The organism is Streptomyces sp. NPDC036815, assembly GCF_055609205.1.
This window is the reverse complement of record NZ_JBVJPW010000027.1, coordinates 55,873-81,386: the sequence shown is the minus strand read 5'-3', so window position 1 is coordinate 81,386 and position 25,514 is coordinate 55,873. Positions and strand designations below refer to the sequence as shown.

Sequence of the window (25,514 nt, the reverse complement as noted above, 5' to 3'; positions counted from 1 at the left end):
GTCTCTTTTAGTTTTCTTGTGCTCGCGCGAGGCGGAAGTCCGCTACCAGGTGAGCCATCCAATGGTCGTGGTGACGATCCCTCCGGCCGCGTCACTGATGGCCGAGCCCACGTTCTTCACGCCCTTCTTGGCGATCTCGAAGCCGTAGCCGAGCTTGCTGGCGATCGCTCCCTTGCCCATGAAGATGCCGCCGAGCGCGAACATGCCCAGGGACTCCTTGAACTGCGCGCTCCACCAGCCGCGTCCTATGCGGTCGTCGAAGCCGTGCGCGAGGACGTTGAATCCCTGCGCCACCCACGACGCGCCTCCCAGGATGGCCCCGGCGCCGAACAGGAACGGCGCGGCCGGGGCGCCGATCCCGGTGGCGAGTGCGAGGCCGCCCAGACCCATGGCTCCCAGGCTCAGCGTTCCCAGGACGGTGCTGGCCTGTGCGGTCGCGTCCTGCCACTCCTGGGCGTTGTGCCCGAGCCAGGTCCCTGGCTGCTCGACCTTGCACTGGTCGTTGGCCGACGTGTCGGCAGGGTTCTTGTTGTTCGCCTTGGCTTCCTTGGCCTTACGGACGGCTTCCCTGGCTGCTGCGGCGGCCTCGGCCTTCCGTTTGGCGATGGCGATGCTGCGGGCCTCACCTGCGGCGACCGCCGCGGCCTTGGCGTCCTTGCCCGCCTGGACAGCGGCCGCCTTCGCCTTGGCCGCGGAGGCCTGCGCCGAGTTGGCCGAGGCGACCGCGCTGCCGGCGGAGTCGTAGGCCTGGTTGGCCGCGTAGTTCGCCGTGCGGGCAGCGGTGCGGGCGGTGGTGGCGGCCTTCTTCGCGCTCTGCGCGGAGGTCCGGGCCTTCTCCGCGGACGCGTCGGCCGCCGCTGCGTTCTTGCGTGCCTCGCCGGCCGACTTCGAGGCGTCGTCCGCGTAGTTCTTCGCCTTGCTCGCCCAGTCGGACGCCTCCTTGGCCGCCTTCCTGGCCTCCGCGGCCGCCTTGGAGGCGTGCGCGGCGTCCTGGAGCGCCTCGGCGGCCACCTTCGCGGCATGCGCGATCGACGCGCGGATCGCCGAGATGTGGCTGGCGGCGTCGTGGTCGACCTGCGCGATGTGGTGGTGGTCGCGTGCGACGAAGAACCGCCGCATCCGCGCCGGGCCCTCCAGGACGACCTGGCAGGCGGACTTCAGGTTCGGGCCGCCGTCGTTCAGCAGCCGGAAGACCTCGACCTTGTCGTCCTCCTGAAGCGCCTCGCCGAGTCCCGAGGTCAGGAACCGGTCCAGTGCCTCGGCACTGCCGTCCGAGAGAGCGGCCTCCGCCGCCTCCTTGACGGCCTTGCCGGGCTCCAGCCCGAGGATCTTGAAGACCGCGACGCGGTTGTCGGTCAAGGAAGCCTTGATCCGGCCGGTCTCCAGGAACTCGGTGGCGGCGTCCGGATCATCGCTGTCGATGGCCTTCTGCGCGGCCTCGGCCACGGCCGCCGGGGCGACCTCGGCGAGAACGAGGACACTTTCGCGGTCGTCCTGCCGCTGGGCGGCGACCCGGTCGACGTCGATCCAGTTCAGGACGTCCGCATCGGTTCCGGCGAGTGCGAACTCGGCGGCTGCCCTGGTCCAGGTGCCGTGGCTGTCCAGCAGTCTCGCGGTGGCCTTGCGTCCCGCCACGGTGGCCTTGGCCCGGTCACCCGCTTCGAGGGCCTGCTCGGCCCCGGCGATGAGGTCCTTGGTCGTCTTGTCGGCCTGATCGGCCAAGTCCCGCTGGCGCGCGATGCGTTCGAGGGTCTCGGCCTCCTGCTTCGCCTGTTCGCGGGCGAGTGCGATGCCTGCCTGCGTGTCTTCCTCGATCCGCTTCGTCTCGGCTTCGCGGGCCGCCTTCTCGACCTCCTGGGCCTCCTTGACCGCGTCCATGGCGGTGTTGGCGGCCTTGACGGCTTGTTCGGCGTACGCGGTGGAGCGCTTGGCGTACTCGACGGCCTTGCCCGCGTTCTTCGCGGCGTCCTCGGCGGCGTCGGCGGCCTTGTCCGCGTGGTCGGCCGCGGAGTTGGCGGCGCGATGCGCGGCCGCGGCCGCGGCGGACGCCCTGTTGGCCAGGGACCGCGAGGTGGCGGCGGCGCGCGTGGCACGAGCAGCCGCGGAGTTCGCTTCGCCCGCGGCCTGGCGTGCCTCACGGGCCTGGGAGGTGGCGACTCCGGCGGCGTCGGCGGCGTCGGCCGATGCGGTCGCTGCTGCAGCGGCGTTCCGGGCCGCGGAGGCGGCGGAACCGCCCGCCGCGGAAGCCTGCTTCGAGGCGGTCGATGCGGCGTCGGCGGCCTTGGCCGCGGTGCGCGCCTTCTTCGCGGCGTCCCTGGCGCCCTCGGCGGCCAGGCGCGCGGCGCGGGCCTGGGAGGCGTCCTTGGAAGCGGCGATGGCGGCGCCGTAGGCACGCGAGGCGGCCCGGCCCGCGGTGGCGGCCGCGGCGGCCGCGGCCTGCGCGGCGCGGGTGGCACGGGCGGATGCGGCCTGCGCGGTCCGCGAAGCGTAGATCGCGGTCGTCGCCGCAGCGGCCGCACCGCGGGCGGCGCCCGCGGCCTTGTTGGCGGCACTGGCCGCCTTGTCCACGTCCTGCTTGGCGGCCTTGGCCTCCTCGGCCGCCGTCAGGGCGGCCTGCTTGGCCTTCTCCGCGGCGGCCTTGGCCTGGTCGGATGCGGCGACGGCGCGCTCCGTGGTCGCCTTGGCCTGCCGGCCCTCGCGTTCGACGATGGCGACGAGCTGATCGATCGTCGCCTTCTCCTCGTCGCGGGCACGGGCGATGTGCTGGCCGGTGACGAGGAACCAGTGGATCGCCTCCGGAGTCCCGTCGGCGAGTGCTCGCTCGGCGTACTTCTTCACCTCGGGCGACGCACCGTTGAGAAGGGTGAAGACCTCGACCTTCTCGTCCTCGGCGTGGGCCGTGTACTGAGTGTCGGTCAGAAACGTGTCCAGGGCCTTGCGGCTTCCCTCGGCCAACGCCTTGGACGCTTCACGCTGGACGGCCTTGCCGCCACCGCTCATGACGGTGAACGTCTCGACGCGCAGGTCGGTCACCAGAGGCTTCTGCCAGCCGTCCGACAGATACGTGTCGATGGCCTTGTCGCCACCCGAGAGTGCGGTGGAGACACTGTCGCTGACCGACTTCCCGGCGTAGGCGAGGGACTCGAACAGGGTGAACCTGTTGTCCTCGGCGCGGGCCCGGTCGAAGCCGGTCGCCAGGAAGGCGCTCACGGAACCGGTCGTCAGGGCGGCGGCAGCGGCCTCCTTCACCGCCTTGCCGCCGAGCTTGTACGCCCAGACGGCCTTGCCCCGGTCGGTGTCGGGCAGACCCGCGTCATCGGGAATGTCGGGCAGACCGGCAGCGTGGGCGCGACCACTGCCGATGGTGGGGACAGCGGCAACGGCCGCTCCGGCGGCAATGCTCACGAGGAGCGCCCGTCGGCTTAGGAAGGTGGCAGTCAAGAAGACAACTCTTTCTCGAGAATTCAGAACCGGCGTTCTACCTGTTGATTGTTTTCATGCTGCCGACTCGCATTTGCAATCACCCCAGCGGGCAACAGGAAAACCCCCAGGAATACCGGACGGATGAACGCCGCACTCGAGCGAACCGGGCAGACGCCAGGATCACTACAGCTGAATCAACCCCCACTCGAAATGCAATGAATCGCCACAAAGAGCCACACATCCCCAATTGGGCAGCGGAAAGCCCCCCGGCTCAAATCCCCTCTTGAGCGGCTAGTTCATTAGAACAGCCCAACAATCCCCCAAAGTGGACATTTAGGGATCAAGTACTCGATTACAAGATCGTAACGAGAGGGACTCACCACGGGGGCTTCGCGCAAGCCGGAGGAGGTCACACATCGCCCCGGTCGCCAAGTCGCTTTACCTCCACATTGCCCAACTCTTGCGCAGTGGGAGGGAATTGCAAAGATGGCTCAGCGCAGGCGAGCGAAACATCTTTTTCTTAAGGGTTCCTGCGTAATCTGGGCGGGACTTTCGCCCTATGGAGAATTTCGTAGAAAGCTACGACGTCCGCGGGGGTTCGTCCCGGGGCTGTGAGACTCGATGCGGCAGCGCGGGCGGTTCCTCACGTCTTCACGCGGCTGCGTCTGCCGCCCCTCAGACCCGCTCCACTGACCTTCAAAGCGGTGTCGTCTTGGTGGCTCGTGCCGGAGGCCGTGCTGGCAAGGCGGCCGTCGAGGACGTCCGGGCGGTGTTGGAGCTGGCGTAGACCGCGCCGGGCCACGGTGAGCCACTCGCGGCGGATGATGTACCGGCGCATCCCGACTGCCAGGTGGGTGTTGAGGTTGTCCCGGATCAGCACGATCGGCCTGTCGAACTGCTGATGGGCGGTCCGGATCAAGTCACGGTAGTCCTGCCAGCAGAAGCTCTTGTGCCCGTTCGGGCAGACGTCGGGGCAGGGCCCGTAGTTCAGCCGGGAGCGTTCGCCGAGTTTGAGCAGACCAGCGCGGCGACGGACAACCCGGCGCCGGGAGCGGCCCCGGACCCGGATGACGGGGTGTCACCGCGGCGCGACCAGGTGCGGATGGGTGGGCGGCGCCATCGCGAACCCGGCCTCGTCCTCGCACACGAGCCTGGCCCCGAGCGCCACCGCGGTCATTCCACGGCCAGGTCTCCTTCGCCCAGCCTGCCACCCGCCGCCTCGTCTCTCTCGCCGGTCCGAGGGGCGGGAACCCGGCAGCTCCAGCTGTGAGGTTCACTCCAGTGCGCTACTTGGTGGCATGGATCGGCACTCGCAGCAACACGCCCGTGCGAGCTTCTCCGCAAGGACATCTAGAGCTCGGCGGAGTCAGCCTGCCTGGGGGCAAGGGCGTCTGGGTGGGCCGCACATCAGCGACCTGGTGGCAGCGCGGCTCGTCCGTTCCGGGAACGGGCCGGCGGTGGGGTCAGTAGGGAGACGCCGCGTTCTGCTCCGCCCAGTTCTTCTCGGCGGCGGAGCCTCCTGGGGGCGGCACGATTCCGTTGATCATCCAGAGGTCCTCGCTGGTTTCGTCGATGTGGAATTCCCAGTGCAGCCCCGCGTGTTGTTCGAGGCAGGGCTGCAGCATTCCCTTGATCCACTGGGCGGTCCGGCGGCGGGTCTCCTGGTCGGGGTTGCGCCGTGCGATGTGGTCGATGGCGATGCGGACCCCGGCCGGGGTGGGCTCCCCGCCGACATGGAAATCCTCGGGTCGGATTTCGTGGAACAGCGTGACCACGTAGAACCGGGGCAGCCCGACCTTCTCGTAGTGGTCGGCGATGCGGGAGGCGAGTTGGTGTTTGTCGTCGTCGGTGAAGATTCCGGGGGTGTGATGAATGGACCACAGTGGCATGGCGGTTCAGTACTCCTCGGGTGATGGGACGGAGATGTCAGCCGGCGGATGAGAAGGTCAGGCGCTCCACGGGGCCGGAAAGCGCTGCTTTGACGGCGACGGTCACGTCGTCGGCGAGCACTTCCGTATCCCCGGCCTCAAGGCCGTCGACGATCCGCGCGGCGATCTCGGCGGGCGTGGCCTTCGGCCGTTCGATGGCGGAGACCATGTCGGTGTCGATGAATCCAGCGTGCACGCCGACGACCTGGGTGTTCTGGGACGCCAGTTCGAGTCGGAGCGAGTTCGTGACAGACCACGCCGCAGCTTTGGATGCCCCGTAGGCGCCGCTGCCGGCCAGCCAGGACAGCACGGAGTGCATGTTGACGAGTGCGCCCCCGCCGTTGGCGGCCAGGATCGGCGCGAACGCCCGCGCCATCCGCAGCGGCCCGAAGACGTTGACGTCGAAGGTCTCGGTGGCGTTCTCCACGTCGCCTGTCAGCAGTGCGGCCGGCAGCAGGACGCCGGCGTTGTTGAACACGATCTCGGCGTCGGCAGCGACCTCCGCGAAGGCGGCGACCGACTTCGCCGAGCGGACCTCGAGTTCGGCGGTGACCACCCCTGGGCGGTCGTCGATGTACGCCGCGCGCGCGGTGGAGTACACCTTTCGCGCCCCGCGCGCCAGCAGCTCGTTCACCAGCGCCGCGCCGAGCCCCCGCCGGCCGCCGGTCACTACGGCCACCCTGTCCGTTACTGCAACCACAGCACCCTCCATCTGGATAACGATATCGTTAGCCAGATGGAATCACGCTCTACTGGGTAACGCAAGCGTTAGTTACAATGGCGGGATGGCGATGGAGTTCGAGAAGAGGCTGCGCGACCGGGACACCTGGTCGATCGGCGACGGGTGCTCGGCGGAGCGGGTGCTGGACCTGCTGAGCACCAAGACGGTGTTCCTGGTGGTCCGCGAATGCTTCTACGGCACAACCAGGTTCGAGGACTTCGTGGTGCGGGTCGGGAGCTCCGCCCCCGCGGTGTCACGGGCGCTCAAACAGTTGGAGTCCGCAGAGGTCGTCGCGCGCGTTCCCTATCGTGAACCGGGCAGGCGAGCCCGGGACGAGTACCGGCTGACCGAGGCCGGCGAGGACCTGCTGCCGGTGTTCCTGTCGCTGATGCAGTGGGGTGACAAGCACCTTCAGGAGGGGCGCCCGCCCCTGTCGTTCGTCGAGACCGGCACCGGCCGCGCGATGAAGGTCCGCGTGACCGCCGAGCCGGCACCGGAGGCGACGTCCAACGACATCGAGATCCGACTGAACCCCGCCTGGCAGCGCGGCTAGGCTCCGCGGTCGAACTCCCGCCTGCCTCGCGGCGTCCGGCACGCACGCGCGCTGCGTCTCTGGCCCCAGCACAGATCCCTCATGTCGCCGACGAGGGGTCCGGAATCTGTCTTCGGACCGGACCCCTCACTGCGTGCTAATCCTTGCTAGTCGGCTTGGCCCGCCGGCAGGAAGTTGATGCGTTCCCTGATGACGGGGAAGCCGGCCTTGGCGAAGTTCGCGGCCATGGGGAAGTTGCCCCGGTCCGTCGCTCCGCTGACGAACTCCGCACCCTGCTCGACGAGAAGGCGGGTGCACTCCGCGAGGAGGTCGTAGGCGTAGCCGCGACCGCGCTGTTCCGGGACGACTCCGATGAAGCCGATGGTCGGGCCGGAGGGGTTGTGGGCTGGAATGTGAATGCCGGCCAGGTCGCCCTCCGACGTGCGCGCGATCTGCCACCACTCCCGTGGGGAGGGGCACCAGCGGAAGAAGTCGAGTTCCTGCTGGGCGGCCTGGTCGAGGCCGCCCTGCCCGATGGCCCTGAGCGCGTGGGCGTCCAGGGTGACGGAGTGGATGCGGCGCAACGCGTCGAAGAACACGGTGTCGTCGGGTTCGGCGCTGAAGCGCAGACGCCCGGGCCGCTCCGGCAGGCCTCGCTCCGGCGTCCAGCGGTACAGGAAGCGTTCCACCAGGAGTTCGTACCCTGCGGCTCGCGCGGCGGCGAAGCGCGACTCGGCGCCGGCACGCAGGTCGGTCCTTTCCCGCCAGTCGCCTGGCAGGTTGATCTCGAGTTCGACCTGCCACGGAGCGGAGCGCAGGAGCTCGGCCCCGGCCTCCTCCTCGCCCTCGGCCACGTCGAACCAGTTGATGTTCACGGGCTCCGCGTCGTTGGGGCCGCCCCACCATGCGCCGCGCGCGACGACCTCGCCGTCGCGCAGAGCGACGCGCTTCCAGTGGGGGCGGAACTGGGTACGCCGGTGGCCTTCACGGGCACCCAGGGGATCGGGGAGTGCGTCGAAGAGATGAGCGTCGCTCGCGGAGAGCGCGCGGATGACCGCATCGGTCATGGATTCCTCCGGGATACAGGCTGCTTGGAGCGCTCCCGGTCAGAACTCACGAACCACGCCGGGACAGCGGAAGGGGGAGCGCTGGAAAGGTGTGAACCACACGGCACTCGCCTCCTTCCATCCATCTCAGGGCGTGGGGCCACACACTAAGTGGTCTGCTGAGGGCCCGTCCACGGATTTCCTTCACCGCCACGGTCCTTCCATGCTCGACCAGGCCTCCTTCATCCAGCCCACCACGATCTCGTCCTGCTCGATCGCCCACCGAGCCGGGACCCGGCAACTCCAGCCGTGCCGCTCCGACTCGACCGGTTGCGACAAGTGAAGCAAAACCTTCGCGGTCGCCAAGTCATCGACGGCGCCGACCGTCTCCCGCTGCGCGCCTGTCCACCGCCGAACCGCACCGCGGGGTGTGCGGATCCATGTGCGCGCCCCGCGGTGCGGCCCTTGAGCGAGCGGCAGCGCCCGCGGCTTCCTCTGCGAGGCGACCCGGCGCTCCTCTGATCTGCGCGACCAATCCCCCAACGGGCCCTCGTGCGTTGCGGCATGGTGGCGCAGTCACGCCCGCGTCCGTCACCCTTGACCAACGCCTCGGGGCGACACACCCCCTCCGCGGCCATCGTGCGGCGTCCCAGTCCCGCTCGGAAGGAACGCCATGAACGCTCCAGTGCTCTCCCGCCGCTCCGTCGGCCTCGTAGTCGGGGCCGTCCTCGTCATTGTGGGCGCCGCCCTCGCTTCGATCGCCGTGTTGGGGGGCAGCGCCACGCCCGGCCCTGAGCCGTCCCGTCCGCCCTCGGCCCAGCCGGCCAAACCCGCCGCCGGCAAGCCGGAGGACGGGCAGATCGCCGGGCAGAGCGCCGACCCGACGGCGGAGGCGAGTTGCCTGCTGTACGACTTCGAGTGCCAGGCCGAAGGAGGCTCCGCCGTCGTACCTCAGGAGTCGCCGGTGTTGCCCGGCGGCACAGGCGGCACAGGCGGAGGCGAGTACGGCACCCCCTTCGGCGGCACTGGCTGACCACTCTCATGGCTTGCGGTCGTACGCCGCTGAGCACCGCTTCCGAGAAACAGGAGCCTGCGTCGAGGTCCAGTACGCCGAGGGGCAGACGTACCGGCTCACCCCTGGACGGCGTGCGCGCCGCGGTCGTTGGAGCGGCCCGATGAAGCCCGGGGCTGCGGAATTCGCCGACTACGGCCGGCGGACGGCCGGCACCTGGACCAGCGAGACGCCCGGCATCTGCTTCCCGGTCGGCGGTCTGCGTCGACACGCAAGGAAACCGGGGAGGCAGGCAGGCGCGGCGGACGAACCGCCATCCGAACTCTCCAGGGCCGCGGCCAGGTCGAGGCCCGAGCACCTGGCCCAAAGCTCAACCGCCCCCGACAGCGCCGAGGCCGGGCCCTACTGAGGGCCGGAACCCGACGCGCGAACGGCGCACGCACGCAGGACAAGCAAGCGATCACAACCGGCAAATCAAACCATGCGCGCGGTTTCTTTAGGTTACGATTCAACCACCCCCCTGTGGCAAGTTCCGCTACCACCCCACACGTCGGCACCTAAGCGGAGCCCCCACCTTCCAGCCAACACGCCAGCACAGAAACAAAGTTGAAGGCAGGGCCAGCCGCCGAGGTGACCCACCCCGCCAGCCCCGGACCCGAACAAACGGAACACGCCACGCTCGGCCTCCCGGGCAACCCGACCCACCCTCCCCCTGGTTATCAAACCGCCAAGTTGGTTTCATATGCTGACCGGAAACCATCCTCGACGGGAGTCACCAGTGAGCAAGCAGGAACGGGCCATCCGGACCCGCACCGCACTCATCCGCTCCGCCGCACAACTTTTCGAACGCCACGGCTACACAAGAACCAGCCTCGACGACATCAGCACCGGCGCCGGAGTCAGCCGCGGTGCCCTTCACTTCCATTTCGAGAACAAAGCCGCCCTCGCCCACGCCGTTCAACACACCGCCGCCGAGACCCTGCACCAAACAACCGACGCCATCCCCATCGAGCACACCAATGCCCTCCAAAACCTCATCAATCTCACTCACCACATAGCTCATCTCCTCCACCACGACCCCATCGTCCGCGCCGGATTCCGCCTCAACACCGACACCCACACCCCCGCTCCCCACAACCTCCGCCACCAGTGGCACACCTGTATCCACCACTACGTCACGCAAGCCGTCCACCAACACACGCTCGCCCCCCACATCACCCCCGAAGCCCTCACCAACACCATCCTCGCTACCACCACCGGCCTCGAAATCCTCAGCCGAACCAACCCCACCTATCTCACCCCCACCCCTCTCACCCACTTCTGGCAGCTCCTCCTCCCCACCATCACCAGCCCGGAGGCCACAGCCGAAGCCACACCTACGCCCACACCCTGAGACCACCTCTACCGACGCTCGCAGGCCCAGCGCCAGATGCGGTAGTGCAGTGGCGAGGCGGCGTGGGACAGGGCAGGGCAATGCTCGGCAAGGCAACACGCGACACACGTTGCAGAGAACCAAGGCCAGTCAGCACGCTCGCGCCCGTGTCGGACGCTCCCCACAGACGACCTCCCCCGGCACGGCAGCAGCAGACACCAGGACGCCGTCCCGACGCACCACGACACGCCCAGACCGCTCCGCTCACCACGCAACTCGAAGAAGAAGAGACCGGGAGAAGCCGAGGCCGAGGGGCGAAGGGGCCTCAAAGATCTGGAAGGCGACCCCTGTCATCGAACATGCACGCTAAGCTACTGGGGTGGTCGCGGTCCGCCGGGCGGGAGCGGCCAGCTGCGGCATGCGCCGCGTGGGACAACGGGGGAAGCAGACAGGATGACGCAGGCTCAGGGTTCACTCGCGGGCAAGGTCGCCCTCATCACCGGTGCGAGCAGCGGAATCGGCGCGGCGGCGGCGCGGGTGTTCACCCGCGAGGGTGCACAAGTGGTTCTGGTCGCCCGGCGCGATGACCGCCTGGCGCTGCTGGTCAAGGAACTGCGGGCCGAAGGCGCGCAGGCCTCCTACTGCACCGCGGACGTTCAAATCGCCGCCGACATGCGCCGGGCAGTCGCCCACGCTGTGGACACCTACGGACGCCTGGATGTGGCGTTCAACAACGCGGGCGCCGCCGTGGAGAAGACCCCCCTGCACCTGATGGACGACTCCGCCTACGACCTGATCATGGACACCAACGTCCGCGGGGTATGGAACTGCCTACGCCCCGAGATCAGCGTCATGATCGAAAACGGCGGCGGAGCGATCGTGAACACAAGCAGTGTGGCCGGCTTGGTCGCCACCTCCGTGGCGGCCCCCTACATCGCCGCAAAACACGCCGTGGTCGGTCTTACCAAGGTCGCCGCGGTCGAATACGCGCCCCACCACATCCGCGTCAACGCCATCGCCCCCGGGCTGGCCCGCTCGGAGATGGTCGAGGACTGGTTCGCCCGCTTTCCCGGCCAGGAAGCCAAGAGCAAAGCTTCCTCCCCGCAGAACCGCATGGCCGAACCCGAGGAGATCGCCGAGGCCGCCGCCTGGCTGTGCAGCGACCGCGCCTCCTTCGTCACCGGTGCCACCATGCCCGTGGACGGCGGCGCCACTACCTGGTGAATCCACCATTCCGCCCCGGGCCGCCCGGTTCAGCAGTGCCACCGGGCATGCCAGCGGCGGGCGTTCAGCCCGAGGCGCGCCCAGAAAGAACCGCGGGCGGGGTCTCAGCCGGAGCAGGCGAAACGGCCGTGACCTGCTCATACAGTCGTGCTCCCCGATCCGGGGCCAGGTCCAGACGCGCCAGCACCGCCGGCACCGTGATCGCCGGTATCACGTGCTCGTAGAGCACCGTGACCCGCCGCTCGACATCGGCCAGCCCGCACTCCAGCTGCGAAAACAGCTGCACCCCGTGGAAAGCACTCACGATCAGTTCCGCGGTCTGCCGCGGCACCACATGCGCAAGGATCTCACCACGCTCCTTGGCTTCGGCAAGGATCCCTGCGGAAAAGTCGATCAACGCCGGCCACGCACTTCCGTAGTGCTCCCTGCCCTGCGGGTCGGAGGAGAGCACTGCCCCTGCCCGCACCATCGGGTCCCGCGGCAGTCGATGCGCCAGCAGCAAACCCCCGTCCACCCATTCCTGGACCTTCAGCTCCTGAGGTGACGCCGCATAGGCGATCTGCGCCTGCAATACCCCCCGCGCCAAGGCCTCCTTGGAATCGAAGTGGAAGTACAGAGCCCCCTTGGTCACCCCGGCCCTCTGAAGGATGTCCGACACCGTGGCCGCCGCATACCCGTTCTCGGCAAAGACCGTCGCAGCCGCATCCAACACCGCTCGGCGGGTTCGAACAGCACGCTCTTGCTGCGCCACGTGACCTCCCCTGCACTCCGTGCCCATATCGGATAGGCAGCGGACCCGAATAAGAAACCGTCTCGGACGTACCTTACCCACAACACCCCGTAAGGATCCCGCCGAAGATCTTGACAAGCCCTCGCCTCAGCGTCCCCACGCCCGACAAATCCCGACCCTCGTCCTTTTCCCTCCTCCCTCTCCACTCCCGGGGACCAAGGGCAGCGCGGCACAGTCGCGGTGCGCAGTGAACTGGCAGTCTGGGGCGCCGAGACAGACCCGACCTCCCAGCGCTCCCGCATCCGGCTGGACCGGACATCTATGCAGCATCAGGGGTAAAGCCGACCGGGGGTTCACGGTTACAGACCGGTGCACCGGCAACGAAGCACCCCCGTCCTCGGACCAGCGACAAGAGCACGAATCGACCCATGAGCAACCTGCCACACACTGACCGCGCCGCCAAGAAGGCCGGAGTAGCGGACGTATGGGGACGCCGGGGATATCGGGCCACTAGCCCCTCCTACGGGGCCAGCCGCCGCAGGACGCAACAGCCCAGCGGCCCAGCCACGACAGGCGCGCCCCACTCGCACCGACTTGGCACACCAGCAGCAGTCGGCCAACTTCCGGCCCTCAGCACTCACTTGCCGCAAACGCCCGGTACCCCCGCTACGGGGCGGCACGCTGAACACGTCGCCCCGGGCCGACATCCTCCGGCTGGAGAACCGTCACTTGCTCTGCAGGCGATCACGCCCACCGAGGAGGAGGCCAACTACCGCAACATGGACCCTCTGTGACAGCACTCCGTTCCCAGGCCGCGCGTCTCGGCCAGCCGCCGAGGCCGCGGCACACCCCTAGGCCCTGTCGACACACCCTTCTCAAAGAGCAGCGGTGGCCGACGAGTTCGCACGGTGCTCACAACTCAGCCCCCAGCCGCGAAAGGAGACCCGGCCCATTGCTCCTCAACAGATCCCGGGACCATGCGCAGGCCAGTTGGCCCCGACGGCCGTCTCCGCATCCACCGTCCGCAGCAGCTCCTCATCGATCTCACCGAGCGAGCGCACCACGTGCCGGGCTCCGGCCCGCTCCATCAACGGCCGCTGGAACCCGTTCGCGTAGTCACTGGGGTGCCCCACGAAGGCCGCCCCAAGCTCCCTAGCCGCTTCCGCTACCCGCGCCACATCATCAATGAAGAGCACCTGGTCAAACCGCAAACCGAACATTTCCGTGATCTCCCGGATACCAGGACGGAAATCATTGGTGCACACATAAACCGGCTCGTCGAAATACCCCGCCAAAGAACTCAGATACTGATCGAAGTGCGTACGCTCCAGCCCTCCATAACACACCACACGCACCTCCAGCGCACGCAGCCTTTCCAACAGCTCGCGCGCCCCGTCAAGCATCCGTACCGGATGGTCGCGCACATATCGGTCCCGCTCCTCGAAGTACGCCGCAAGCAGGTCCCGCGCACTTCCTCCCAGAACATTCGCCGCCGCCTGCGCCGCCACCATTTGCGGCTGCGACAGCAACGCCTGCTCCAACTCCGCCCCGTAGACCCCGCCTCGCGACTCGACCAGACGCCGGATTACGGGACCGAAACTGTCATTGAGCAGCACCCCATCGATATTCACCGCCACTAGGCTCAGGTGCTCCAACCCCTGCCCGCGTCCTTCCGGGTGACCCACCAATCCGCCACCAGCCAACCCCTCACGGGCCTGCCCATCGCCGGACACCACTCCCCCACTGGTCACACTGGCCCCATCCTTGCTTGAACTCGCACCGCTCGAATCTACCTGAACCGCCATGAAACTCCCCACCCACCACTACCGTCATCGGCGCCCAACGCCTGCCCAACCGTCGCCCCATCACGCGACACCCTGCCATCATCGGCGAACACCACGCTGCATCAGAAACGGAGCCCGCATTGCGCACCGCCCGCGACGAAGCACGAACTCCGCGATGCGGCCACCAACAGGCCAGTGAGCCGAAATCCCGATAAGAAACCGGCATCCCGGTTTCTCTTCGATAAGCGGACGGAATAATTCCCCTTAACCTCGAACCCCCAACCCGAGACCACCGCGCAGGCAACTACCCAGCGTTACGAATTTTTGATGCCAGCAGCCCACCCCTATTCCCCCCGAACTGGTCGCATGCATTCACCACCGATACTTGAAAAGAAAACCGGTGAGTATGTATGTTATGGACTTACTTTCATTCACCTCCAGGGGGAGAGGTTCATGAACAATCTGGTCCTGACTCACTCGCAAGACACCCAGAACAACCAGAACCCGAACAACCCGCCGGGTACTCAGGTCGTCACCGCCACCTTGAGCAGGCAGACCGAGTCGGCCGCCCCGCACGGGCAGGCGCCGCAAGCCGCCACAGCCACCCAAGTCCCGCAAAAACCGCAGGCCGTCCAGCACGGGCGGAACGCACTCAGTCCGCCCCGGTCTCAGGACATACCCCGCGCCGGACGACAGTCCGCCGCGCTACCCCGGCTCACCACCACCGTGCCCCGCGAGTACGTCCACCGCACCGCCCACGCCGAGGTCTTCCTCACCGGACACGCGAAGACCGGTGAGAACACCTACGCCCTCACCGGCCAATGGCCTCGCGCCCACACCTTCTTCACCACCGCCGACGGTCTCGGCCACGACCATCTCCAGGTGTGCGAGACCTTCCGCCAGATCGGCATCTACCTCGCGCACACCGAACACGACGTCCCGCTGGACCACCACTTCGTGATGCAAGACATGACCGTGGTCACTCATCCCGAACACCTGGGCATCCAGGACAGCCCCACCAACCTCACCATCAACACCACCTTCGTCCGCTCCTCCCGCGGCTCCAACTTCAGCGCCGACTTCACCATCGTCGACAACCACCGCGTCATCGCCACCGGCCGCGGACGCTTCACCTGCATCTCTCCCGCCGCTTACCGGCGTATACGCACCGGCTCTCACCCCGCACCCACCCTCAAGGACCTCTACTACGGCCCCACTGACCAAGACCCCGCCACGTTCGGCCGCACGCACGCCCGCGACCTCGTACTGGCCCCCACCCACCAACCCCACGCCTGGCGCCTCAACGCCGACCCCCGCCACCCCGTGCTCTTCGACCACGACTGCGACCACATCCCCGGCATGGTCCTGATCGAGGCCGCCCGCCAAAGCGCCCACGCTCAGCTCCCTCGCGACACCCTCCTCACCCACTCCCACACCGAGTGGCACCGCTACGTCGAACTCACCGCTCCCTGCTACATCACTGCCACCCTGCAACCCGCCACCCGCCCCGGCACTCACACCGTCCACGTCGCCGGCCACCAGAACGACCAGGTCACCTTCACCGCACGCCTCACCGCCACGACCCGTAGCGAACGACAGCCACACGCCGTTGACGGACCCGGCTGGAGCGGGACCATCACGGAAGACGGACAGGTCCCCACGGACGGCGAGCCGCTCGGTTCCCGGCTCCTGGCAGCGGGATGACAGTCGGCGATGCCCTCTTGGGGTGCATGAGGTGCAGGACTGCCTGCCCTGCACCATCTCCCAGTCGAACGTCAGCTCCCCTCCCGGCCCGGCCGGAGTGAACTTCGCTCCAGCCATCCAGGCATCCGGGCCGCCGGAAAGCCCCGCGTGCAGCCGCCGCTCCTCGACTCTCACCCGTGGCAGTCCAGCAGGAGTAGCGACCACCCGTGACCGTGACGCCAAGTGGGCCGTTGACCCAATATGACTACGCGCCAAGCCACTGCTGCCCCAGAAGTCACTGTGCCGAAGACACGCTCGGGCGACTGGCGGCCCTCCGAGGGGCGGTTGGCCTTGACGGCCGCGCAGCTCGGCATGTGGTTCGCGCAGGAGATGGAGCCGGACAATCCCGCCTTCCGGGCTGCGGAGTTCGTGGAGATTCGGGGTCGGATCCAGCCAGAGCTGTTGGAGCGGGCGCTGCGCCAAGTGGTCGCCGAGACACAGATGCTGCGGGTCCGGTTCGAGACCGATGGCGAGCAGCGTGTGTGGCAGGTGGTCGAGCCGTGCTCACAATGGCCTCTGTCGGTGGTGGACCTGCGGGGGGAGGCGGACCCGGAGGCGGCCGCGCAGCGGTGGATGTGGGCCGACCTGCGCAGGACGGTGGATCTGCGCCGCTCTCCGTCCTTCTCCTTCGCGGTGCTGCGCACCGGTACGGACCGGTTCCTGCTCTACCTGGCCGTCCACCACATCATGATGGACGGCTGGAGCATGGGCTTGTTCCTGGGCCGGCTGACGCAGGTCTACAGCGCGCTGGACGCGCGGATTCCGGTGCCGGCCTCCGACCTCGAGCCGCTGGCGCGCGCCGTGTCGGACAACGCCGAGTACCACGCCTCGCCCGTGCTGGCCCGGGACCGGGACTACTGGGCGGGCCAGTTGGCCGACTGGCCGCGCGCCGCCCACTCCTCCCAGCGGTGGCTCATGCCGGCGCGGACCTTCGAGCGGGTGACCGGGTACGTGGGCCCGGAGGCGGCGGTGGGGTTGCGTGCGCTGGCACGCAGCTGCCGCACGAACCTGGCCGGTGCGGCGATGGCCGCCCTGGCGCTCTACGTGCAGCGGCTGGGCCGTCGGCGGGAAGCGGTCCTGGATGTGACGGTGACCGGGCGCGGTCCCGCGACGCGTCGGGTGCCGAGCATGCTCGCCAACGTACTCCCCCTGCGCGTTCCTCTGGACGGCGCCGAGACGGTGGCCGATCTGATGGGTGCCACGTCGGGAGCGGCCAAGGGGCTCGTGCGGCATCAGCGTTATCCGTTCTGGTACCTGGTACGGGAGCTGGGGGCGGGGCGGCGGCTGGAAGGGTGCCTGGACGACTGGGGCATCAACGTCATGACGTACGACCCGCAGCTGTCCTTCGGCCCGCACCCGGCCGTCGTCCACAATCTGTCCAACGGCCCGGTCACCGGCATGAGCGTGAACGTCTATGACCGCCCCTCCGACGGTTCGCTGCGCATCGACCTCCAGGCCGATCCGGCGCTCTACCCGCGTGAAGAGATCGCCGCCCACCACCGCCGGTTCACGCATCTGCTGCGGCTCCTCGCCGAGTCCGGCCCCGAGCAGCGCCTCGAGGACATCGACCTGTTGACCGACGCCGAGCGGGCTCAGCTCCTTGCGGCCGGCCGGGGGCGTACCCGGGCGGTGGCTGGCGGCTGGCTGCACACGCGCTTCGAGCAGCAGGCGCGGCGGGCGCCGCAGGCGAGCGCACTCGTCTGTCGCGGCGTACGGCTATCGCGAGGGGAGGTCAACGGGCGGGCCAATCAGCTGGCCCGGCTGCTGACGGAGGCGGCGGGTGCCGGGCCCGAGCGGCGCGTCGCCCTCGCGCTGCCCCGCAGCGCCGACTTCATGATCGCGTTGCTGGCTGTGCTCAAGTCGGGCGCGGCCTGCGTGCCGCTGGACACCGGCTCCCCCACCGTGCGTAATCACGCGCTCCTGGCGGACGCCCGCCCGGTGGTGGCGCTGGCGATCGGGGAGACGGCCGCACACGTGCCCGACGGCATCCCGGTGCTGTGCCTGGACGACCCCGCCGTCACCGGGGAGTTGGCGGGCCGGTCGGCTGAGGACGTGGCGGACCGGGAGCGGGTACGTGCGGTGCGTGCGCGGGACGCGGCCTACCTGGCCTTCACCTCGGGCACCACCGGCCGGCCCAAGGCCGTGGTGGTCGAACACAGCCAGTTGGCCAACCTCTTCACCGACCATCTCCAGGAGCTGATCCTGCCCGCCGCACGGCGGATCGGGCACCGGCTGCGCGCGGCGCTGACCGCGTCCTTCAGCTTCGACACCTTCTGGGAGGGGCCGATCTTCCTGGCAGCCGGTCAGGAGGTGCACGTGATCGACGACCAGGTCCGCCACGATCCGGCGGCGCTGGTGGCCCACATCGTCGCCGAGCGCCTGGACTTCCTCGATCTCACCCCCACCCTCCTGCGGCGGCTCATGACCGCCGGCCTCTTCGACGCCGGGCTGCCCCACCGACCGTCGACGGTGATGGTCGGCGGGGAAGCCCTGGACAGCGACCTCTGGCGGCAGTTGCGCCGCCAGCGGGCCACGACGTTCTACAACTATTACGGTCCCACCGAGTCCGCCGTGGACGCCATCTACTGCCGTCTGGACCAGCGCGGCGAGCGGCCGGTCCTCGGGCGCCCCGGGTACAACGTGACCGCGTACGTCCTGGACCCCGCCGGCAAGCTCCTGCCCGCCCAGGCCACCGGCGAGCTCTTCCTCGGCGGCGCACAGATCGCCCGCGGCTACCTCGACCAGCCGGAGCAGACGGCGCGCGCCTTCCTGCCGGACCCCTTCGGCCCGCCGGGCGCCCGCCTCTACCGCACCGGCGACCTCGTCCGCTGGACCAGCACCGGCGACCTGGAGTACCTCGGCCGGGTCGACGACCAGCTCAACCTGCACGGCGTGCGCATCGAGCGAGGTGAGATCGAGGCCGCCCTGGCCCGGCATCCGGCGGTGAGCCGCTGTGCCGTCACCGTCCACCACGGTGCCGAAGGGCCTCAGCTCGCCGCCCACATGCTGCCCGCCCACCGGTCCGGGAGCGGCGCGTGGCCGAGCTCCGGCGAACTCCGCGCCTTCATCGCCGGCAGGCTTCCGGCGGCCTTCGTGCCCGCCAGTTTCAGCTTCCACGAGACGCTGCCCGTGACCGCGCACGGAAAGCTCGACTACGCGGCCCTTCCCGCCCCCACCGCCGCCGTGCGATCGGGTCGCGGCGCGCGGACCGGTCCGGAGAAGGAGTTGTGTGCCCTGTTCGCACTGGTCCTCGGTGTGGACGAGGTCGGTATCGACGACGACTTCTTCGATCTGGGCGGCCACTCCTTGCCTGCCGCCAAGCTCATCACGCACATCCGCGAGCAGCTGGGCGCCACCCTCTCATTGGGCGCGCTCTATCAGGCGCCGACCGTCGCCGCCCTGAGCGAACTCCTCACCCTCGACTCCCCGTCGACGGCCGCCCAGGAGATGCTGCTTCCACTGCGCCCCACCGGCGACCAGCCGCCCCTGTTCTGTGTCCACCCAGCGGGTGGGCTGGGCTGGTGTTACGCCCCGCTGCCGCGTCATCTGCCGGCCGGTCTGCCCGTGTACGCGCTGCAGGCCCCCGATCCCCGCCATGACGGCGTTCCGGTGACCACCTTCGATGAGCTGATCACCCGCTACGTCCACACCCTGCGTACCGTGCAGCCCAGCGGCCCCTACCGTCTGTTGGGCTGGTCCCTGGGCGGTGCGCTGGCTCAGGCCATCGCCGTGCGGCTCACGGCCGACGGGGAAGACGTGCAGCTGCTCGCCATGCTCGACTCGGCCCCGATCCAGCACACGCCCCCGCTGCCGGAGCACCCGGACGACGACCTCATCCGCCAGCTGTTGCATGAGGCCCTCGGTCTGCCGCAGCCCGCACTCGCCTCCCCCACTGATCCGTCCTGCGCCGGTCCGTCCTCCACCCGCGAGGGTCTGCCCGAAGGCCTCTCGGGCGTACTGCACGAGGAGCAGATCGCCACCGCCAAGGCCCTCCTGGCGCACTACACCGCTCTCCTGCCCACCCACACGCCGCGCCCCTTCGACGGCGACCTGGTCTACTTCCAGGCCTCCCGCAACAGGCCGTCGCACGCTCCTACGAGCGAGACGTGGCGGCCCTGGGTCACCGGCCGGATCACGCACCACAGCCTCGACTGCACCCACCACGCCATGGCCGCACCGGACCACCTCAAGACCGTCGCGGACATCCTGGCCCCGCACCTGACGGACACGCGCTGAGGAACCTTCGGGGCAGCGGTCAACGCGGCGCGCCTGCTGCCGCCGGGTTCGTCTCATGATCCGTCGGCTCATCTGGCCAAACGGTTGGTAGATACGACAGGATATCGTTTGCAGCTGTCGACCAACTGGCCCTTTCCATGCGCTAGTTGGCTGAAATGCATGCTGTCGTAAGTCTGCTGTGACCGAGGGGAAGCCAGGAAGTGCTGATGAGTACGGTGAGACAGGCCGGGTCCTCGAGGGAGCCTCGACGCGCCCACCGGATCTGCCCGGCCGCCGTGTCTCCCCTCCGGCCGGCTTTCGGGTTCACGCGTCAACCCGCGCGGTTCCTCGCGTAGTTGGGATGTGTTCCGAACGCGCCGTCCCTCCGGGCCGGCCGTTTCCGCCCCGGCGTGTGCCGGGCCCCGACAGCCCCGGGAATTCCGTGATCGGCTTCCGCTTCGAGCCTCAGCCGGGCGGTGCGCTCGCTCCGTCCCGCGGGTCGGTGACGCGTGTCGTGGCCGATTTTGAGCGATGGATTCCGCTTCGGAGCGGACGAACCGTTTCCTCGCCCCCCTTTGACACCTGTAGAGGACGTGATGACAGACCTGATGCAGGCCACCACTGTGGTGCCCTCAGTTCTGGCCCTGGCCGCCGGTAGCGCGGCCTGGCGGTTCTGGGACCAGTACCGAGGTGAGCGCCGTACGAGCGACCGCCTCCGCGGCCGGGCCGAGGAGATCGCCCTGCGCCAGCGCGCCACCGAGGAGGTGCTGGCGCAGCTCGCCGACGGGGCGATCCCCCGGCTGGGGGCCGAGGCGGAGCGTCTGGGCACCGGTCACGGTGTCGACATCGAACTGCCCGAGGCGCTCGTCAACACCACGCTGGCGCAGCGCCTCACGGGGCTGGCCGACTCCGCCGCCCACACGGTGCGCAAGGTGCAGTACGACGCCCAGACCAGTACGAGCGTGCAGATATCCGAGGCCCGGAAGAACGCACAGGACGAGGTGGCCCGGGCGCGGGAGAGCGCCGAGGAGTCCAGCCGGGCGGCGGTACGGGCCGTATCGTCCGCGATGGTGGGCATGGCGTCGAAGCTGAGCCAGCGGGTCAGCCAGGGCGTGCGGCGGCACGAGGGCGACGAGGCGTACGAGACGCTGGTGGGCATCGACCACCCCACGCAGCAGATGCTGCTCGTGGCCCAGAACTACGTGGTGCTGTCCGGGGGCAAGTTGTCCCGCCGCTGGCCGGCCACCCCGATGACCGACGTGGTGCGGGCGGCCATGGGCAGCATCGAGGAGTACGAGCGCGTCGAGCATCAGGAGCTCGCCGTCACGGTCACCAGCCGGGCGGTCGGTCCCGTCGTGCACGCGTTGGCGGTGCTCCTGGACAACGCGGTGCGCTATTCGCCGTCTTCCGCGCGGGTGCACGTGTCCTTCCAGGAGGGGCACCACGGGGTGTCGGTCATCGTGGACGACGCCGGACTGCGCATGAACGACGAGCAGTTGACGTGGGCCAGGGCGATCCTGACGGGTGCTCGGCGCGACGACATCAACCAGCTCGGCGCCCACCCGCAGACCGGCCTGCGGGCCGCGGCCGCCCTCGCCGGGGACTACGGGTTCCGTATCGACCTGGAGGCCCCGAACCCGTTCGGCGGGACGCGCGTCTACATGTTCATTCCCAAGAGCCTGTTGACCACGTCCGCCGCTCCCCCGCCCGCCCCGCAGCCGCGCGCCGAGCCGGCTCCCGCCAAGCGCACCACCGCCAGTGGGCTGACCGTCCGTTCGCGGACGACCGCCCCCGCGGCCGGACGGGCGGCCCCGTCCGGCGGCCACGCGGCGCCGGGCCGCCCCGCCATCGCCGCCGCCTGGGCGAAGGGGACGCGCAGCGCGCGCACGGAAGACTCGACCACCACGCATGAAGGAGCCTGAACGTGACCACCGGCAATGAACTCGGCTGGCTCCTGGACCGGTCACTGGGGTCCCTCGAAGGTGTCAGGCACGCGGTCCTGATGAGCTCCGACGGGCTGCTGCACTCCAGGACGGCCGGCATCGAGCAGGACGACGCGGAGAAGTTCGCCGCGATCACCGCGGCCGTGCGCGCGGCCGCGCTCGCGTACGACGAGGAGACCGGCGGTGGCGGCACCCGGCAGGCCCTGATCGAGCTGACCAACCACGTGGGCCTGATCACCCAGGCCGGGGGCAACACGATGTTGTCGGTGCAGACGACCGGCCCCGACGCCGACATCGGCCTGATCACCCATCACATGCTGGAGCTGGCCCAGCGTGTCGGCCACGAGATGAAGGTCGCCCCGCGGGGGCCTGTCGAAGGCCTGCCGACGACGTGAGCGGACCGCGGCGAGACCCGGACCTGGTCAGACCCTATGTCCGTACCGACGGGCGGGTCCGTGCCGATCCGGCTGTGCGCCTGGAGACCGTGCTGCTCGCCGCGAGCGGCTCGTCCGAGGCCCTGAGCGCCGACGCCCGTCGGGTGATGGGTCTGTTCACCCACGCGGGGGGCGGCGGCCTGGCGGTCGCGGACATCGCGGCCGCCCTGGAGTTCCCGCCCTCCACGGTGCGCATCCTGGTCTCCTCCCTCATCGACGAGGGCCTGTTGACCCGTCCGGTCGCCGCCGACGACGACCAACCCCAAACCGATCTGCTCCAGGAGGTACTGCGTGGTCTCCGCGCCCTCGTCTGACGGCCTCATCTACGTGCCTCCCGGGGTGACCAGGTCAGCGAAGATCGTGATCTCGGGGAGCTTCGGCGTCGGCAAGACGACGTTCGTGGGCAGCGTCTCCCAGGTGCCGCCGCTGCGCATGGAGGAGCGGATCACGCAGGCCAGCGCCGGGGTGGACGATCTGGCACGGACGCCGCGGAAGACCACCACGACCGTCGGCATGGACTTCGGGCGGCTGCATCTCAGCGAGGCCCTGGTGCTGTATCTGTTCGGCACTCCCGGTCAGGGCCGTTTCCGGCCCATGTGGGCGGGGCTCACCGAGGGTGCTCTCGGCGCCCTCGTGCTGGTCGACACCCGCAATCTGGAGGCCTCCTTCGAGATCCTCGCGCTGCACGAGGAGCAGGGCACGCCGTACGCCGTGGCGATCAACCTCTTCGACGGCGCCCCGCTCTACCACCTGGACGAGATCCGTCAGGCACTCCAACTGGACGCGCACACGCCGCTGACGACGTGTGACGCGCGTGACGGCACTTCCAGCGTCATGGCCCTGATCACCCTCTGCGAGTACCTGTCCGACCTGCACGCACCCGTTTTGGAGCCCCGCCCGTGACCAGCCTGACCTCGACCGACGCGGCCCTGGAGCGCCGGATCGCCCTGTACGGAGCCGAGTTCGCGGCCGATCCGCACGCCGCCTACGCGCGGATGCGGGCCGAGTTCGGGCCGTTCGTCCCGGTCGATCTCGTCCCCGGGGTCCCCGCGACCCTCGTCATCGGCTACGCCCAGGCCCGGCGCATCCTCAACGACCCGCTGCGGTTCCCGGCCGATCCAGGGGTGTGGGAGCAGTCCATCCCGGAGACCTGTCCGGTCCGCCCGATGATGGAGAGCCGCCCCAACGCGCTGCGTTCGACCGGGCCGGCGCACACCCGCTACCGGTCGGCGAACAGCGACGCGATCAACGCCGTCGACCAGCACGAGCTGCGCAAGGTCGTCGAGCGGGTCGCCGACGCCACCATCGCCGAGTTCCGGGACTCCGAAGGCGCCGATCTGCTGAGCCAGTACGCCTGGCCCATCGCCTTCCGCGTCCTCAGCGCGCTGCTCGGCTGCCCGGATGAGACGGGCCGCCGCATCGCGGACGGCATGGCCAAGATCTTCGAGGGCGTGGACGCCGCGAGCGGCAACCAGATCCTCTCCGAGGCCGTCGCCGACCTGGTGGCGCTGCGCCAGCGGCAGCCCGGCGACGACATCACCTCCCGGCTCCTGGCGCACTCCGCGTCCCTCGACGGCGTCGAGATGGCGCACCAGCTCGTCACTCTCTACGGCGCCGGCATCGAGCCGCTGACCAACCTCATCGCCAACACGGTCCTCAGGATCCTCACCGACGACCAGTTCTCCGGGGACCTGCACGCGGGGGGCTCGTCGGTCCGTGAGGCGCTCGACACCGTGCTGTACACCGACCCGCCGCTGGCGAACTACTGCATCAGCTATCCGCCGCATCCGGTCGACGTCGAAGGGTTCCTGCTCCCGGCGCACCAGCCGGTCGTCATCTCGATGGCCGCCTGCAACAACGACCCCGCCCTCGGGGACCAGCGCATCGCCAGCAATCGCGCGCACCTGTCGTGGAGCACCGGGCCGCACGCCTGCCCGGCGCGTCCGCACGCCTATCTCATCGCCGAGACGGCCATCACGCACCTGCTCGACGCGCTGCCCGAGATGGATCTCGCGACCGCCCCCGGCGAGCTGGTCTGGCGCCCCGGGCCCTTCCACCGGGCGCTCGCCGCTCTGCCCGTCCTGTTCCCCGCCGTCGCATCCGTCTGAAGGGACCACACCATGACCCTGTCCACGAAGCCGATCGTCCTCGACCCCACCGGGGCCCGCGCCCACGACGAGCACCGGCAGTTGCGCGCTCACGGCCGGGCGGCCCGCGTCGACATCCTCGGTGTGACCGCCTGGTCGGTCACCGACCCGGCGCTGCTCAAGGAGCTGCTGACCAGTCCGAGCGTCTCCAAGGACGCCCGCGCGCACTGGCCGGAGTACGACGACGCGATCCAGCGGTGGCCGCTCGCGCTGTGGGTCGCGGTGGAGAACATGTTCACCGCCTACGGGTCGGACCACCGGCGTCTTCGGCGCATCGTCGCCCCCGCGTTCAGCCACCGCCGCGTCACCGCGCTGCGGGAGAACATAGACGCGGTCGTCACCGGCATCCTCGACGACCTCGACGCCCTCCCGCCCGGCGAGGTCGTCGACCTGCGCGAGCGCCTCGCGTACCCGCTGCCGATCGCGGTCATCAGCCGGCTCATGGGCGTGCCGGCCGAGCAGCAGGACTCCTTCCGCCGGGTCGTCGACGGCGTCTTCGACACCACGCTGACGGCCGAGCAGTCCGAGGCCAACACCAGGGCGCTGTACGAGGCCCTGCATCTGCTCATCGCCGCCAAGCGGGCCGAGCCCGGCGACGACATGACCTCTCTCCTGATCACCTCGCGCGACGACGACGCGGAGGGCGGCCTTTCCGAGGACGAGCTGCGCGACACGCTCCTGCTGATGATCAGCGCCGGTTACGAGACCACCGTCAACGTCATCGACCAGGCGATCACCCAGCTGCTCGCCCACCCCGACCAGCTCGCGCTCCTGCAGGCGGGGAAGGCCCACTGGGACGACGCCGTCGAGGAGACCCTGCGGCTCGAACCGGCGGTCAGGCACCTGCCGCTGCGGTTCGCGGTGACCGACATCGAACTGCCCGACGGGCAGACCATCGCCCGGGGCGAGGCGATCCTCGCCTCCTACGCGGCGGCCAACCGCCACCCCGACTGGCACGGCGAGAGCGCGGACGCCTTCGACATCACCCGCACGCTCAAGGAGCACCTGGCCTTCGGCCACGGCGTCCACTTCTGCCTGGGGGCCCCGCTCGCCCGTCTCGAGGTCAGCACGGCCCTGCGGCTGCTCTTCGAGCGCTTCCCGAAGCTCGAACTCGCCGTGCCTGCCGAGGAGTTGTGTCCGCTCGGCTCCCTGCTCAGCAACGGCCACCAGACCCTGCCCGTCCGCCTGCGGAACGCCGCGGGCTGACCGCGGCGAGACGCGCCGCACTCCTGGTCGCGCACGTCCGCGCGGCCGGGGTGC

19 protein-coding genes and 1 pseudogene are annotated in these 25,514 nt (G+C 69.4%); 12 read left to right on the top strand and 8 right to left on the bottom strand.

Annotation, left to right across the window (positions count from 1 at the left end; all coding sequences use genetic code 11):
* Positions 1–42 precede the first annotated feature (42 nt).
* The 4 genes from ACZ69I_RS35225 to ACZ69I_RS35210 form a co-directional block, all read right to left on the bottom strand.
* On the bottom strand, positions 43–3,405 hold the full coding sequence (locus tag ACZ69I_RS35225; protein ID WP_470836572.1) for an ALF repeat-containing protein: 3,363 nt from the start codon (positions 3,403–3,405) through the stop codon (positions 43–45).
* A 661-nt stretch (positions 3,406–4,066) separates the two neighbouring features.
* On the bottom strand, positions 4,067–4,342 hold the full coding sequence (locus tag ACZ69I_RS35220; protein WP_467682444.1) for a hypothetical protein: 276 nt from the start codon (positions 4,340–4,342) through the stop codon (positions 4,067–4,069).
* Positions 4,343–4,886: 544 nt separating this feature from the next.
* The gene (locus ACZ69I_RS35215; RefSeq protein WP_470836571.1) at positions 4,887–5,312 is read right to left on the bottom strand and encodes a tautomerase family protein; all 426 of its coding nucleotides are present in this window, start codon (positions 5,310–5,312) and stop codon (positions 4,887–4,889) included.
* 37 nt (positions 5,313–5,349) lie between these two features.
* Complete coding sequence (locus ACZ69I_RS35210; protein ID WP_470836570.1) at positions 5,350–6,063, bottom strand: SDR family oxidoreductase; 714 nt, start codon at positions 6,061–6,063, stop codon at positions 5,350–5,352.
* A 73-nt stretch (positions 6,064–6,136) separates the two neighbouring features.
* On the opposite strand from ACZ69I_RS35210, the gene ACZ69I_RS35205 reads away from it, so the two are divergent.
* Positions 6,137–6,625 carry a winged helix-turn-helix transcriptional regulator gene (locus ACZ69I_RS35205; protein ID WP_467682447.1) on the top strand — a complete coding sequence of 163 codons (489 nt, stop codon included), beginning with the start codon at positions 6,137–6,139 and terminating at the stop codon, positions 6,623–6,625.
* Between the two features lie 146 nt (positions 6,626–6,771).
* On the opposite strand, the gene ACZ69I_RS35200 is transcribed toward ACZ69I_RS35205, so the two are convergent.
* Together ACZ69I_RS35200 and ACZ69I_RS35195 are read right to left on the bottom strand one after the other, a co-directional pair.
* Positions 6,772–7,671: a GNAT family N-acetyltransferase gene (locus tag ACZ69I_RS35200; RefSeq protein WP_470836568.1), complete on the bottom strand. Its 900-nt coding sequence runs from the start codon at positions 7,669–7,671 to the stop codon at positions 6,772–6,774.
* 342 nt (positions 7,672–8,013) lie between these two features.
* Positions 8,014–8,193, bottom strand: a pseudogene (locus tag ACZ69I_RS35195) (DUF6087 family protein); the annotation flags it as partial.
* 130 nt (positions 8,194–8,323) lie between these two features.
* Between ACZ69I_RS35195 and ACZ69I_RS35190 the strand changes: the two are divergent.
* The 3 genes from ACZ69I_RS35190 to ACZ69I_RS35180 all read left to right on the top strand — a co-directional run bounded on the left by ACZ69I_RS35190 (position 8,324) and on the right by ACZ69I_RS35180 (position 11,258).
* Entirely contained in the window at positions 8,324–8,683 is a 360-nt protein-coding gene (locus ACZ69I_RS35190; RefSeq protein WP_467682449.1) for a hypothetical protein, read from the top strand.
* A gap of 757 nt (positions 8,684–9,440) precedes the next feature.
* Positions 9,441–10,055, top strand: a complete 615-nt coding sequence (locus tag ACZ69I_RS35185) for a ScbR family autoregulator-binding transcription factor (RefSeq protein WP_467682450.1) — start codon at positions 9,441–9,443, stop codon at positions 10,053–10,055.
* 432 nt (positions 10,056–10,487) lie between these two features.
* A complete protein-coding gene (locus ACZ69I_RS35180; protein ID WP_467682451.1) occupies positions 10,488–11,258 on the top strand; it encodes a glucose 1-dehydrogenase in 771 nt (256 codons plus the stop codon).
* Between the two features lie 64 nt (positions 11,259–11,322).
* On the opposite strand, the gene ACZ69I_RS35175 is transcribed toward ACZ69I_RS35180, so the two are convergent.
* Positions 11,323–12,009 (bottom strand): ScbR family autoregulator-binding transcription factor, encoded by a 687-nt coding sequence (locus ACZ69I_RS35175; protein ID WP_470836566.1) that lies wholly within the window; start codon positions 12,007–12,009, stop codon positions 11,323–11,325.
* A gap of 938 nt (positions 12,010–12,947) precedes the next feature.
* The gene (locus ACZ69I_RS35170; RefSeq protein WP_467682453.1) at positions 12,948–13,739 is read right to left on the bottom strand and encodes an HAD family hydrolase; all 792 of its coding nucleotides are present in this window, start codon (positions 13,737–13,739) and stop codon (positions 12,948–12,950) included.
* A 486-nt stretch (positions 13,740–14,225) separates the two neighbouring features.
* Here ACZ69I_RS35170 and ACZ69I_RS35165 point away from each other — a divergent pair, with 486 nt between their 5' ends.
* From ACZ69I_RS35165 to ACZ69I_RS35130, 8 genes are all read left to right on the top strand, one after another.
* A complete protein-coding gene (locus tag ACZ69I_RS35165) occupies positions 14,226–15,476 on the top strand; it encodes a ScbA/BarX family gamma-butyrolactone biosynthesis protein (protein WP_470836565.1) in 1,251 nt (416 codons plus the stop codon).
* A 279-nt stretch (positions 15,477–15,755) separates the two neighbouring features.
* Positions 15,756–19,751 (top strand): amino acid adenylation domain-containing protein, encoded by a 3,996-nt coding sequence (locus ACZ69I_RS35160; protein WP_470836563.1) that lies wholly within the window; start codon positions 15,756–15,758, stop codon positions 19,749–19,751.
* Between the two features lie 575 nt (positions 19,752–20,326).
* Complete coding sequence (locus tag ACZ69I_RS35155) at positions 20,327–21,652, top strand: ATP-binding protein (protein ID WP_467682456.1); 1,326 nt, start codon at positions 20,327–20,329, stop codon at positions 21,650–21,652.
* A gap of 2 nt (positions 21,653–21,654) precedes the next feature.
* Positions 21,655–22,068 (top strand): roadblock/LC7 domain-containing protein, encoded by a 414-nt coding sequence (locus tag ACZ69I_RS35150; RefSeq protein ID WP_467682457.1) that lies wholly within the window; start codon positions 21,655–21,657, stop codon positions 22,066–22,068.
* Positions 22,065–22,421 (top strand): DUF742 domain-containing protein, encoded by a 357-nt coding sequence (locus tag ACZ69I_RS35145; protein ID WP_467682458.1) that lies wholly within the window; start codon positions 22,065–22,067, stop codon positions 22,419–22,421. The genes ACZ69I_RS35150 and ACZ69I_RS35145 overlap by 4 nt, the downstream gene beginning before the upstream one ends.
* A gap of 25 nt (positions 22,422–22,446) precedes the next feature.
* Positions 22,447–23,010, top strand: a complete 564-nt coding sequence (locus ACZ69I_RS35140; protein WP_467682459.1) for a GTP-binding protein — start codon at positions 22,447–22,449, stop codon at positions 23,008–23,010.
* Positions 23,007–24,215: a cytochrome P450 family protein gene (locus tag ACZ69I_RS35135; protein WP_467682460.1), complete on the top strand. Its 1,209-nt coding sequence runs from the start codon at positions 23,007–23,009 to the stop codon at positions 24,213–24,215. Before ACZ69I_RS35140 ends, ACZ69I_RS35135 begins: the two co-directional genes overlap by 4 nt.
* A 12-nt stretch (positions 24,216–24,227) precedes the next feature.
* Positions 24,228–25,460, top strand: coding sequence for a cytochrome P450 family protein (locus ACZ69I_RS35130; protein WP_467682461.1), 1,233 nt, complete (start codon positions 24,228–24,230; stop codon positions 25,458–25,460).
* Positions 25,461–25,514 lie beyond the last annotated feature (54 nt).

Excerpts from the sequence above, each read along its gene's own strand:
- ACZ69I_RS35215 (WP_470836571.1), bottom strand. The coding sequence starts at position 5,312 with ATGCCACTGTGGTCCATTCATCACACCCCCGGAATCTTCACCGACGAC.
- ACZ69I_RS35210 (WP_470836570.1), bottom strand. The coding sequence starts at position 6,063 with ATGGAGGGTGCTGTGGTTGCAGTAACGGACAGGGTGGCCGTAGTGACC.
- ACZ69I_RS35205 (WP_467682447.1), top strand. The coding sequence starts at position 6,137 with ATGGCGATGGAGTTCGAGAAGAGGCTGCGCGACCGGGACACCTGGTCG.
- ACZ69I_RS35200 (WP_470836568.1), bottom strand. The coding sequence starts at position 7,671 with ATGACCGATGCGGTCATCCGCGCGCTCTCCGCGAGCGACGCTCATCTC.
- ACZ69I_RS35190 (WP_467682449.1), top strand. The coding sequence starts at position 8,324 with ATGAACGCTCCAGTGCTCTCCCGCCGCTCCGTCGGCCTCGTAGTCGGG.
- ACZ69I_RS35180 (WP_467682451.1), top strand. The coding sequence starts at position 10,488 with ATGACGCAGGCTCAGGGTTCACTCGCGGGCAAGGTCGCCCTCATCACC.
- ACZ69I_RS35165 (WP_470836565.1), top strand. The coding sequence starts at position 14,226 with ATGAACAATCTGGTCCTGACTCACTCGCAAGACACCCAGAACAACCAG.
- ACZ69I_RS35155 (WP_467682456.1), top strand. The coding sequence starts at position 20,327 with ATGACAGACCTGATGCAGGCCACCACTGTGGTGCCCTCAGTTCTGGCC.
- ACZ69I_RS35130 (WP_467682461.1), top strand. The coding sequence starts at position 24,228 with ATGACCCTGTCCACGAAGCCGATCGTCCTCGACCCCACCGGGGCCCGC.